The sequence below is a fragment of the Helicobacter sp. 10-6591 genome (genome assembly GCF_003288805.1).
GTDB lineage: Bacteria > Campylobacterota > Campylobacteria > Campylobacterales > Helicobacteraceae > Helicobacter_F.
Genome location: NZ_NHYK01000014.1, coordinates 13569 through 25704, shown reverse-complemented (window position 1 = coordinate 25704; position 12136 = coordinate 13569). Strand labels below are relative to the sequence as shown.

The following is a 12136-nucleotide window of genomic DNA, read 5'->3' as shown; positions in this document are numbered from 1 at the left end:
AGATTTAACCAGGAGGATATAAATGGGTATTATGATAAATGATTTAAAAACAGCACAAACTCGCTTAGTAGATATGGTTAAGGCGATGCCTGATGGCAAACAGACAAAAGTGCAACCAAGCGTGCAAGATATAGTGGAATCACAGGCCAATAAAGAAAACAGAAAGCAGCTTGAAGCAGAACTCATAGAGTTAAGTCAAAAGCTTAATGAGGAAATGAGGCGCATAGGTACAAGCATTAGTTTTTCATACAACGAAGCACTAGCAGGATTGACCGTTACAGTCAAAGAATATGGCGGAGAAAAAATTATCCGTGAGATTCCCAGCAAAGAGGCTATAGAATTGATGAAGCGTATGCGTGAGGTTGTAGGTGTGATCTTTGACAAGAAAGGATAAATAAAGCGAGGCAAGGGTGGCATTAGGAAGACTTAGCTCACTGGGTATTGGTAGCAATGTATTAAATTACGACACGATTGATAAATTAAAAAAAGCTGATGAGAGTGCTCAAGTAAAACCCATAGAACAAAAAATAGAAAAGAATCTTGAGAAGCAAACAGAATTGGTTGCTCTTACAAGCGCTGTGAGAGAAATTAAAGGTTATGCAAACAAGTTAGGTGATTACTCTACTTATATGGGGCGGTCAACTAATGTCGTAGGTGATGCTATAAGAGCTACGGTAAGCGATGGTGTGCCTATACAGGATATACGACTTGATATAGAATCGATTGCAAAAAATGATATAAACGAGGTTGGGCCAAAGTTTGCAGAAAAAGATTCTGTATTCAGCCAAAAAGACCTTACTTTGAATTTTTTCACAAAGGGCAAATTTTATGAGATTCAGATAGAAGCCGGAATGGCACTTGATGAAATAGCCCAATTGATAACAGACAAGACCAATGGTGATGTGATTGGTACAGTGATGAAAACGGGTGGAAGAAATCCCTACCAACTTATGATGAATTCTAAAGAAACAGGCGAGCTCAATAGAATCTATTTTGGCTCTGTGCTCAATGGTGAAAAGATAAAATCTGGTGCATTGGATTTAAAAGAAGGCGACTTCAATATAGTGCTAGCTGATAAAAATGGCACAAACAAAACACTCCAAATTTCTCTTTCAACCCCCACAGATTCCACAAATAGTGATAATACTCTGGCATTAAAAGAAGCTATTCTTAGTGCTATTGAATCTGATTCTGATTTTGAAGGATTGCTTGAGAATGGTGATATAAATATCGGAATTGGTGAGGGCGGTGATACGCTTATTGTCAATGACAAAAGGGGCTATGAAATCCAAGTCAATGGAAAACAAATCAAAAACCTTGGATTCAAATCCCAAACAAGCAAAGACAACATAGAGCAAAAAGATCTTGTGGTTACTAAGATAATAAAGCCCGGAATGCTTGAAGGAACTATTAATGTCGGGACGATCCCGCTTGATTTGTCTAAGCTGACCAAAAAAGGAAATTCCTCATACCAAAATGCAAAGGTTATAGCTGAAGCTATTGAGAATATCGCAGGCCTTCACTCAAGGGCTACAGAAGATGGAAAGTTGGTCATAAACTCTGATACAGGTGAAGTGTCTATAGTCGCAAACAATGATGAAGTCAGCAAAAAAGCACTTGAAGACTGGGGATTAAACAGCGGGACAACCACAGATTATATGAAAACCCAACAAGATATTTTTAAAGTCAGAAATATCCAGACTGCTCAAGATGCGAAATTTAGCTACAACGGCATCAAGATGCAGCGCCCAAGCAATACAATTGATGATATTGTAAGTGGTGTAAAGGTTGAGCTACTTTCTACCACAGAGCCTGATAAACCAGCAATGATTAATATCACTCGTGATGATGAGGAAATCGTTGAGACTTTAAGCAAGTTTGTAGAATCCTATAACCAATTGAGTATGAAAGTCGATGAGCTGACCAGATTTGATGAAGATTCGCGAATCGCTGGGGTGTTTAATGGTGATGGCGATGTGCGTATGATTCGCCCAACTCTTAATAAGATTTTTTCCTACACAATGGGTTTGGGAATCGAGAAACAATCCCTTGTTAAATATGGTGTAACAATTGATGAGAAAGGCATAATGTCTCTTGATACATCAACACTTAGAATGGCCTTGGGTAAAGATCCAGAAGGCGCACAGGAATTTTTTCAAGGGAAAATCACTACCAGAAATTTCAAAGAAATAGAAATTGATGGTGTTTTTAAAATGCTAGATAAAGAATTAGCAAAATTGGTCGATGGTAGTAGCTCAAGATTGAAACTGCTTGAAGAAAGTCTTACTCGAGAGGACAAAAAACTTAGAGAAGACAGAAGTCGGGCAATTGCTATGCTTGATACACGCTATGACCTTATGGCGCAGCGTTTTGCTTCTTTTGATGGGCAAATTGCAAGAGCAAATAATGCCTTTAATAGTGTGCAGATGATGATAGATCAGTCTATTGCAAATAATAAAAAATAAGGGAAAAGAATGAGAAGTAATGCCTACGATCTTTACCAGCAAAATGCCGTTATGGTCGAGTCTCCTGTTAAGCTTGTTGAGATGCTTTATGAGGGTATATTGCGCTTTTGTACTCAAGCTAAGCGCAATATAGAATCAGGAGATATAGAAAAAAAGATCTATTACATCAATCGTGTGACAGATATTTTTACAGAGCTGCTCAATACTCTTGATTATGAAAAAGGCGGGGATGTCGCTGACTATCTCGCAGGGCTATATACTTACCAAATCAAATTGCTCACCCAAGCAAATGTTACCAATGATGTGAGCAAGATAGATATTGTTTTAAATGTCGCGCAGGGTCTGCTTGAAGCTTGGCGCGAAGTCAATAGCCACGAACTTCTGTCTTAATGCAGAATACTGACACACAAAAATGGCTTGATAAACTCAAAGTCGCTCTTTTATCTCATGATGAGACTACAGCTTTTGAACTCTCGCAAAACTTGCCTGAAGGTTTGTCTCAAGATTCTTTAGAATCCCAACTCCAAGCCAAAGAATTGCTCTCTCAAGTAATAGAACTTCTAGAAAAGTGCAAGGAAGAAAGCAAACAGAAGCTAGAGCAAATCAAAGCTGCTAAGGCATTTTTGCAAAACTAGCCCTTTCTTTCATCACAAATAATCGATAGCTGACACACATGGCATTTAGGCCTTCCTCGATGACAAAATAAGCCCTGCGGTAAAAATCACTAATCTCATCACTACTAAGATGTAAGGCGCAAACCATCAATGTATGCAGCAAATGAGCGATACTGCCTTCAAATAAGATTCCAACAAATGGCTTGCTTGCACTTTTTTTGAGACTGGTTGTGTGCGCTAAATCTACGAGCGCAAATAGCTCTTTTTTGCTTTTGATCTCACTTTTTAGAACACGAAGAATTTCATCTCTAAATGCAAGCACTTCTTGTAGATAGAGACTTTCAAACTCATTTTCTTGGAATACTTGAGAATAATCACTTTGGAAATACGTACAAAGCTCTTCAATCGCACTTTGTTTATCCACATCTCTTAAATCAAAGTCATCTACCCTGCAAGGTCTTGCACCTTTGATAAATGCTCCAATGCCTAGATTCAGCACCAGCATGGGAGAGTATGCCTGAATGCAATGTTGCATATTCTGTGCGCTTAGAGAAAACAATGCGTCTGAAAATACCTTGTGTCTTGCATTTGGTAGCACTTCGAAGGCGTTTTTTGGAATCTCTTTACTCTCCTTGCCATAGAAGGAATTACTAGCGTGCTTGCTCCTGCCTTCTATATACCCGCAGTCTAGCCCGCATATCAATACCTCGTGAGCCAAAAGACAGGCTAGCGCAAAGCCTGCATTGCCTACAAAAGGCGCACTAAACTCTATGATGCTTTTTGCTCTAAACATATACGCACTCGCACTGCCACCCCGCATAAACATATACGCCTTTTTGCCAAGTGCTATTGCATTAGGCTGCACGATTGAGCCGCATAAAAGAGTTGTATCACCTATTGGCGCAAGTTCTAAAATTTCTTTGAGATAGGGAATGCGCTCGATTTCTATCTGAAAGTCTGGCTTGATTCCATAGTGCAGAAGTGGTTTGAGTGCCGTTCCACAAGAAAAAACTATCATCTTTGATAAGTTTTGCTTGATAAATGGCAGTAGCTCTTCTAAACTTGCTCCATTGCCTACGACGCAAATTGGTACATTGATGCGCTTTGGGAGATTTAAAATTGCATAGGATTTTCTGAAATTTTCTACACTATTGCGCACTCCAACCATCTCATCATCAAAGCTACCCCAACCGCGAGAATTGATCTTATAAGCTTCATGCACGATTTCTCTAGCATTGTTGATTTTTTCACTTTCATAGAGATAAAGCTCAAGGCGCAAAAAATTGTTTGTGATTTTGTGTGATTTGAAATAGGTATTGACAAATTCCTTATTGATGAGATTTTCAATAAAAAGAAAGCATGACTTGCTATTGACCTGCTCAAATAATCGAGCTAAATCCAAAAAATAGAGCATAACTCGAAACATATCAATGTATTCCTCAAACAGCAAAAGCGAGTGGAAATACACATTTCTTTCTAAAAGGATTTGCAAAAAGATTCCACCCAGTGCGCCAAAGATCGTAAAGCTTGGTAAGAAATTTGATGGCAAGTGGTATGCGCTTTGTGATGGCGAATCTAGCATGAGATCAATGAGTTTATTGCAAGCTTTGGCAGTCAGGGGGATTTTATTTTCGTCAAGCTTTTGTAAGATGAGGTTGTTTGTGTAGAGTTGGTAGCTTTTGTTCTTAAGTGGAGAGATAGCTAGATTCAAATGGGTTGCAATCATGCCAGTGTGTTTGTCAAAGGCAAAGGTTTTGCTCTCTAGATTCATGATATTTAGCTCTTTGCCATCAAAAAAGAGATTGTGTGTTGTTGCAGGCTTGGTGAGTTTGGCAAAGAGTTTTGGGTTGAGTGTTTTTAGGTATTCCATATTTTGAGCAAAGCTCTTGTTCATATAGTCTGGGAGCTTGCTAAGATTATTGCTTGTGAGAATCTGTGTCAGATTCATTGCTAGATTATCTGGGCTTTTCCATCACGCATAACGACAAGATCTTCTATACGCACTCCAAACTTACCACCAAGATAAATGCCCGGCTCGATTGAAAACACCATGCCATCTTCTATGATCTCATCGCTTCTTGCAGAAATTACTGGCAGCTCGTGTATATCAAGCCCTATACCATGTCCTGTGGAATGTACGAAGTACTTGCCATAGCCACTAGATTCTATGACTTCTCGTGCCAGCGAGTCAATCTGGGATGCTTTCATACCAGAGCGAGCTTGAGTGATTGCTTTCTCTTGGGCTTTACGCACAATGTCATAGATTTTTTGCTGTTTTGGGTTTTTGAATCTCTGTTTTTTAGAGAAGCTCATATTTTCATCTACTTGGGCTGTACGCGTTCTATCTGAGCAATAACGTCGAAATTTTATGCCCGCATCAAAGAGCAAGAGATCGTTTTTTTGCAAAAAAATATCTGCGCTAGGCAGAGCATGCGGTTTAGCACCTGTAGCATTTATGCCCACTATTGGATTGAAGCTTAGCTCATAATCTCCAAAGTCACTCAAGAATTCACTCGCATAAAAATGGAGCTTGGATTCTGAAAGTCTTTTTGTTTTTGTGAGTTGTTTTCTTATAAAGTGTGCAAATGCTTTGAAAGCCTTCTTATTGAGTTGTTGGGATTTTTGAATAAGTGCGATCTGTTTGTCAGTCTTGATGATACGCAATTTCTGATGAAAATTTGGCTTTTGGATAAGCTTGGTTTTTGTGGATTCCAAGGATTTGAGAAGCAGGTTATAATCGCTAAGACTTAATTCCTTTGGATCAAAGCAAAACCTGCTTATCTTGAGCTGCTTTACTACCTTGCCCAAATCAGCATACAAATCCTTTGATTCTCTTACCTCGACACCTTTTTTGACATTCTGTTTTGCTTCCAGAACATAGCGCATATCTGTAAAAAATATCTTGCCATCTTGCGTACAAAGCACAAGTGCATTATCACAGGAAAATCCTGTTTCATAATACTGCGCGCTTTGGTTTAGGACAAAGTAATTTTGTTCTGGCATCTACTGCTTGTTTTGTTCTTCTTGTTGTTTGAGAAGTGCGAGTTCATTAAGAATCTGAAAGAGTGCTATTAGTCCCAAATGGTAGCCAAATGCTCCAAAGCCTGCTATCACACCGGCACATACTCTTCCTGTAATGCTCTTAGTCCTAAAATCCTCTCTGGCATGGATATTGCTGATATGCACCTCAACTACAGGAACACCACAGCTAGCAATAGCATCTGCTATCGCTACAGAAGTATGCGAATAAGCCGCTGGATTGATAAGCACACCCGCATACTCCCCACCGATACACTCTTGTAGTTTATCGATAATCTCACCTTCAAAATTGGTTTGAAAAAATTCGATTTCCATATTGTTTTGCTGGGCTTGGGATTTGAGATTCTCATGGATTTGCTCTAATGTCACATTGCCATAGATATGTGGCTCTCTGTGTCCTAAAACATTAAGATTTGGTCCTTGTATGACAAGAATTTTCATTCATCTACTCCTTGAAGTAATTTGGCCAGCGCATTATAAGACAACTTCTCTTAAGTTGTTTTTAGCGTTAGAGTTTTCCTTGTATAGGCTTATTTACTGAATCTCATTGAGTGAGCTTTGTATGATGCGCTCTAAATTAGCCAAAGCAAGATTGATACGATGTTGGGATTGATTGAAATGCAATCTTGCCTGCGAGAGTGCTATCTCAGAATTTAATACCTCTCTTGAAGTTTCTATGTTTTGTTTGTAGCGGTTTTGTACTATTTTGTAGCTTTCCTCGGCTAATAACACGGCTTTTTGCGAAGTGTTGTATTGTTCTTTAGCGGTTTGCAAATCACTGATGGCAATATCTAGCGCGAGATTGAGTTCGTATTTTAAATCAAGCAAGCGCGCTTGTGTGATAAGAATATCAAGCTCTTTGGATTCTAGAAGATATTTATCATTCAAGCCATTGAAAATATTCCAAGTGAAATTTATTCTTGCTTGGGATTGTAGATTTGTCCCAAGTCGATTGAGTGTGCTTACATCATTGCTATACCATAGCCTTGAGATACTTGCATCAACACTCGGTAAATACGCGCTCTGGTAGCTTCTTTTCTCGTATCGTAGAGAATCCAGCACAGACTGCATATACAGGTATTCTGAGCGGGATTTGAGCATGGCTTGCTCTAATTTGTCTCTCTCAAAGTTTAGTTGGCTAAGGTTGCGTGTTGTTAAGCCTTCTAGCGTGTTTATGTCAATTTGTGTGTTTAAGAGCTTTTGGAGTGAGAGCAATACATGCTGCAAGGCATTTTTATTATTACTCTGATTGACTTTGGCATTAGCAAGCATGACTTCTACACTCAAGAGATCGCTTTTTGATTTGAGACCTTGGGAATAGAATTCTTGGGCTTGTTTTTGCTGGGATCTCAAAAGACGGACAGATTCTGTTGCGATTGCCAAGTTATTACGTGCTTCTAGGATTTGTATATAAAGCTTTTTGGTAAGCAGGATAATATCTTGTGTAACCGCCTCTTGCATGTGATCTTGTGCTTGTTTTAATGCTTGGTAGCTTTTTAGAGTGTAGAAATCTTTGAATCCATGGAAAAGGTTGTAGCTTGCGTGAATATCGCTGAGGTTGAGTATATAAGTATTGGCATTGACACGATTATTTTGGGTGCTTGAGTAGCGAAACTCTAGCTTTGGTGCAAACTTCCCGTATTGCGCACGGATATTATTTTGGGCGATTTGTGTGCGGAGCTCTTGTTCTCTGATTTTTTGGCTATTTTGCAATGCGAGTGCGATCGCTTCATCCAAATTGAATGCAAGCAAAATATCAGCAATAAAAAAGAGCAGAATACTTCTCATAGCCTACCCTTTTCGTAATGCTTTGATTCTTGCATACACCAAAAGAGCACACGGAATCACAAACAGACTAAGAATCCCAGAAAAGAGCAATCCCCCTACAAGCACTGCTCCAAGCCCACGATAAATCTCGCTTCCTTCACCCCCTGTAATCACAAGCGGGAGCAGACCAAAGACACTTGTAAGGATACTCATACATATAGGGCGCATGCGGCTCTTTGTCGCTTGTAGTATCGAATCTAAATCATTTAGTCCATAAGTTAGGTTGTATTTTGTCTGATAGACAATCAAAATAGCATTATTCACAACGCTTCCTACTAAGATAATAAATCCTAACAAACTGAGCATATCAAGGTTTTGTGGTGAGAAAACATTTAAGAGACTCAGCCCTAAAAGTCCTCCTGCTATAGCAAACGGGACGCTAAAGATAATAATAAATGGGTAGCTAAAGTTGCCATACAATGCACAAAGAATGAGATAGGTGATAAAGACTGCTAGCAGAAATCCCAAATACAACTCTGAGCGATTTGAATCTATTTGCTTTGCAGCACCGCCAAAGACCAAACGATTATTATGCAAATCCCCATTAGCTTGTAAGTCTGCTATAACATCCTTACGCAAGGTATCTAGTACCTCTTGCAATGGTAGAGTTGGGGGGGCATTTAATACAAGCAAGATAGTCCGCTCTCGCTCAAAGTGTCTGATTTGTGCCATTGAGAATTGTTGTGTGATTTCTGTCAGTGATAAAAGTGGTACTAATTTTCCACTTGGCGTATAAATTTGCGTGTAGGCAAAGTCTTCTGGTGCTTGGAAGTTTGATTGTGCACGTTGTATATTTTGCTCGTTTAAGTCCGGAAGTGCTTTGAGTACAAGGGCAATGGTCTTGCCACTTGGTGTTTTAAACTCATCAATCTCCTTGCCATCAAGGACAACATCTATGATTTCCCCAAAATCCCTCACATTGATATTATTGAGTGAGAGCGCTACATAATTAGGATGCAGCAGTATCTCACGGCTGTTATTCTCAAGACTTGGTAATGCGCGAATTTGCATAAAGGGCATTTTTTCTTTGATGGTTTTTTCGAGTAATTGCGCGCTTGCGCTCAGAGAATCCAAATTTTCACCAACAACATAAAGATAGATACTTTGTGTGCTTGAACCCTTATCAAATATACCTTGTTGCACGACAGAGGCACGTACATCTGGGATATTTTCAATGCTTTGTTTGATTTGTGGGATGAGCCTTTTTATCTCTTGTGGATTGCTTGAAGTCACTCCTAGCTGCATGTAAGATTCGCTACTGGTAAAAAAAAGTGATTGTATTGGCGGCAAATCTTTTTGGGTTTTTTGCTCATAACCTAGAGATTGGAGTAAGTGTTTGTTTTGCTCAAAGATACTTTCACCTATGGCTTTGCGCTGCTCATATGAGATGCCTGGCGCAGTGCTAATATGAGCAATGAGGAGATTTTCATTGCCGCGTGGGAGATAATCAAGCTTTGGCATAAGCGTAAAACTCAAAAGGATGCATATAAGTAAAAATCCAACAATAAAACCAATGCAATATCTTGCGCGCGATAGGATGTAAGAGAGCAGAGTGATAAATTTTTGGTTGAGGTTTTCTCCAAAGGACACTAAAGCAAGAGAGAGTGTGGAAGGATTTTTGGAGTGGGAAAATCTGTTCATCAAGACAAATTGCGCACTAGGTATTACAAAAACAGAGACAAAAAACGAAAGCACAAGACCAAAGCACACGCTTAAAGCAAGATCATAAAAAAGCTGCCCCAATTCGCCCATATTCATAATTGGAATAAAAACCGCAATGGTAGTAATCACAGAGGCAAAAATAGCTCCCATAACTTCCATAGTTCCATCTATACAAGCTTTGAATGTATTTTTTTGCAACTTCAGATGGCGATTGATATTTTCTACCACCACAATGGCATTATCAATAAGCATGCTCATAGTAAAGCTAACTCCGGCAAGCGTTATGACATTGAGAGTGCGAGAGAGGGAATCTAAAAAGAAAAATGATCCGATGACACAAATTGGCACGCATAAAAGCACTACAAGCATGCTATAAACATTGCGCAAAAATAAATACAGCACAATGCAGGCCAGAACAATCCCAAGCAGTATATTGTTTGTAACAAGAGCAATAGAATCTAAGATATAGCCTTCTTGGTCTCTGCTCCATACAAATTCTAAACCATGCTCTTTAAGGATGGTGTCATTGAGTAGATTTACTACTTCTCGCGTCTTTTGCGTAAGATCTAAGATATTGGCATTGTGTGAGGGAATGATTCTAACCCCTAGCGCACGAGTATTGTTAATATAGCTATAGCTTGTGGGCTTTGCAAATCCTTCCTGCACTATGGCAATATCTTGGAGATAGACAATTTTGTTGCCGGATTGTTTGATAGGAGTATGCAGGATAGAATCTTTATGGCTGTATTCAGATTCCACTTTGATTCTGTAGTTGCGCAGTCCATAATCTAAGCTTCCAGCAGTTGTATTGCGATTATGCTGTGTGATAGCATTTATCACTTCGTTGATGCTTATACTATGGTACGCAAGTGCTTTAGAATCAAGCATAATCTCCATTTGGCTTGCTCTACCGCCTGTATAGGCTACTTCCCCCACACCATTTATACGCTCTAATCTCCCTAAGATATAGTCTTCAAAAAATGTTTTATAGGTATCCACACTCTGAGGATTGGAATCTAATGTGCGTAAGAAAAGATAGATTGCTGGGGGAATATTCTCTCCGCTTAGTACAATCACTGGCTTTTGCACATCATTTGGATAGCCTTTGACCTCATCAAGTTTCGCACTTACTTTCAAAAGAGCAAAATTCGCATCCACTTCTTGGCTGAATTCCAGTCCGATTATTCCGCGATTGAGCCTTGCAGTTGAGACAATACTTTGTAATCCTTCAATACCCTTAAGCGCTCTCTCTTGTCTGTTGATGATTTCTTTTTCTATCTCATAGGGTGTAGCACCACTCCAAGTAGTGTAAATGCTAATTACTGGACGGGTAACTTGAGGCATAAGCTGGTAGGGCATATTTTTTAACCCCAAGATTCCAAAAAGCAATACAAAAACTACCCCTACAAAAACCACCATAGGATTTCTAAGAAAAAAATACAGAAGCTTTTTCATCGAAGATTTAAGAGAGCAGATTCTTTTACCGCTACACCATTTTTTAGTCTATCTTGTCCGCGATAGACGACCATATCATTAGACTTTATATTTGCGCGGACAATGGCATTTTCTCCTTGTATGCTGAGTATCTCGACATTGAGTGCTACTGCCTTAGAATCACGCACAACAAAAATGCTAGGTATGCCTAAATAATTCACAATAGAATCTCGTGGCACCATATTGCCTTGTATTTTTCCACCATTTGGAAGCAAGACATTTGCAGGGATTCCATCTACAAAGCTTCCATCATTCTCTACGCTTATTCTTACAGGAAGCGTTCTTGTATGCAAATCTGCGCGCGGAATAATCGCATATATTCTGCCTTTGTAATTCTTTTTGTTGATGCTAATGCTTACTTCTTGTTTGTTTTTTAAATACTCTAGTATTGAAGAAGGCACATCTACTATAACTTCTGCTTTTGTGGTGTCTAGAATCTCACAAATCGCATCGCCCACTTCAATCCACTCACCAATATTGATTTTTTTATCAACAATGATTCCACTAATTGGTGCCTTTATAAGTTTCTTGCTCAACTCCACCTTTGCAGATTCTAGCTCCACAGTCAGTGCTGTGATGTTGCTTTCCTGAGATTTTTGCTCATATTGTATGTTTTCAAACTGGGTGAGCGAGACAGAATCTGATTGCAAAAGATTTTCATAACGTTGCAATTCTTTTTGCTGTCGCTCATAGATATATCTTGCCTGGTTGAGTTTGGCTTGCTTGCTTTGGATTTCTTTTTGTAATAAATCTCCATTGATTTGTGCGAGATTTGCATTTTTTCTCACACTGTCGCCTATTTTAAAATTGATTTTTTCAACTACCCCACGTGTCTGTGAAGCGACCTTAGAAGTATTGCTAAAGTGGAGTACTCCAAGATAAGAAGTTTGGGATTCTAAAGAGCCTTTTGTGATTGGTTTAGAGACGATACTCACTTCTGCGCAAAATGCAAATACACCAATACAAATGATTGCATAGACCAAACGCACATATATTCCTTCAAGCAGATTGAATCTTAAATCGTTGAGAATCCCA

The 12136-nt window shown here is 39.1% G+C and carries 10 protein-coding genes; 4 read left to right on the top strand and 6 right to left on the bottom strand.

Going from position 1 to position 12136, the window contains the following annotated elements:
• Window positions 1-22: 22 nt before the first annotated feature.
• From CCY97_RS05640 to CCY97_RS05625, 4 genes are read left to right on the top strand one after another with little or no spacing between them, the layout of a single operon-like run.
• Entirely contained in the window at window positions 23-394 is a 372-nt protein-coding gene (locus tag CCY97_RS05640; protein ID WP_346435144.1) for a FlaG family protein, read from the top strand.
• A gap of 16 nt (window positions 395-410) precedes the next feature.
• A complete protein-coding gene (fliD, locus tag CCY97_RS05635) occupies window positions 411-2465 on the top strand; it encodes a flagellar filament capping protein FliD (RefSeq protein WP_112064513.1) in 2055 nt (684 codons plus the stop codon).
• A 9-nt stretch (window positions 2466-2474) separates the two neighbouring features.
• Window positions 2475-2855, top strand: a complete 381-nt coding sequence (fliS, locus tag CCY97_RS05630) for a flagellar export chaperone FliS (RefSeq protein WP_112064512.1) — start codon at window positions 2475-2477, stop codon at window positions 2853-2855.
• Entirely contained in the window at window positions 2855-3100 is a 246-nt protein-coding gene (locus tag CCY97_RS05625) for a hypothetical protein (RefSeq protein ID WP_112064511.1), read from the top strand. The genes fliS and CCY97_RS05625 overlap by 1 nt, the downstream gene beginning before the upstream one ends.
• On the opposite strand, the gene CCY97_RS05620 is transcribed toward CCY97_RS05625, so the two are convergent.
• The 6 genes from CCY97_RS05620 to CCY97_RS05595 form a co-directional block, all read right to left on the bottom strand.
• Complete coding sequence (locus CCY97_RS05620; RefSeq protein ID WP_112064510.1) at window positions 3078-5027, bottom strand: 6-hydroxymethylpterin diphosphokinase MptE-like protein; 1950 nt, start codon at window positions 5025-5027, stop codon at window positions 3078-3080. The genes CCY97_RS05625 and CCY97_RS05620 overlap by 23 nt on opposite strands.
• Window positions 5028-5029: 2 nt before the next feature.
• Complete coding sequence (locus CCY97_RS05615; protein ID WP_112064509.1) at window positions 5030-6082, bottom strand: M24 family metallopeptidase; 1053 nt, start codon at window positions 6080-6082, stop codon at window positions 5030-5032.
• Window positions 6083-6559: a type II 3-dehydroquinate dehydratase gene (aroQ, locus tag CCY97_RS05610; RefSeq protein WP_112064508.1), complete on the bottom strand. Its 477-nt coding sequence runs from the start codon at window positions 6557-6559 to the stop codon at window positions 6083-6085. It abuts the gene before it with no gap.
• 93 nt (window positions 6560-6652) lie between these two features.
• Window positions 6653-7906, bottom strand: a complete 1254-nt coding sequence (locus CCY97_RS05605) for a TolC family protein (protein ID WP_112064507.1) — start codon at window positions 7904-7906, stop codon at window positions 6653-6655.
• A gap of 3 nt (window positions 7907-7909) precedes the next feature.
• Entirely contained in the window at window positions 7910-11062 is a 3153-nt protein-coding gene (locus CCY97_RS05600; protein ID WP_112064506.1) for an efflux RND transporter permease subunit, read from the bottom strand.
• Entirely contained in the window at window positions 11059-12090 is a 1032-nt protein-coding gene (locus CCY97_RS05595) for an efflux RND transporter periplasmic adaptor subunit (protein WP_181562839.1), read from the bottom strand. The genes CCY97_RS05600 and CCY97_RS05595 overlap by 4 nt, the downstream gene beginning before the upstream one ends.
• Between the last annotated feature and the right edge of the window lie 46 nt (window positions 12091-12136).

Excerpts from the sequence above, each read along its gene's own strand:
- CCY97_RS05640 (WP_346435144.1), top strand. The coding sequence starts at position 23 with ATGGGTATTATGATAAATGATTTAAAAACAGCACAAACTCGCTTAGTA.
- fliS (WP_112064512.1), top strand. The coding sequence starts at position 2,475 with ATGAGAAGTAATGCCTACGATCTTTACCAGCAAAATGCCGTTATGGTC.
- CCY97_RS05625 (WP_112064511.1), top strand. The coding sequence starts at position 2,855 with ATGCAGAATACTGACACACAAAAATGGCTTGATAAACTCAAAGTCGCT.
- CCY97_RS05620 (WP_112064510.1), bottom strand. The coding sequence starts at position 5,027 with ATGAATCTGACACAGATTCTCACAAGCAATAATCTTAGCAAGCTCCCA.
- CCY97_RS05615 (WP_112064509.1), bottom strand. The coding sequence starts at position 6,082 with ATGCCAGAACAAAATTACTTTGTCCTAAACCAAAGCGCGCAGTATTAT.
- aroQ (WP_112064508.1), bottom strand. The coding sequence starts at position 6,559 with ATGAAAATTCTTGTCATACAAGGACCAAATCTTAATGTTTTAGGACAC.
- CCY97_RS05605 (WP_112064507.1), bottom strand. The coding sequence starts at position 7,906 with ATGAGAAGTATTCTGCTCTTTTTTATTGCTGATATTTTGCTTGCATTC.
- CCY97_RS05600 (WP_112064506.1), bottom strand. The coding sequence starts at position 11,062 with ATGAAAAAGCTTCTGTATTTTTTTCTTAGAAATCCTATGGTGGTTTTT.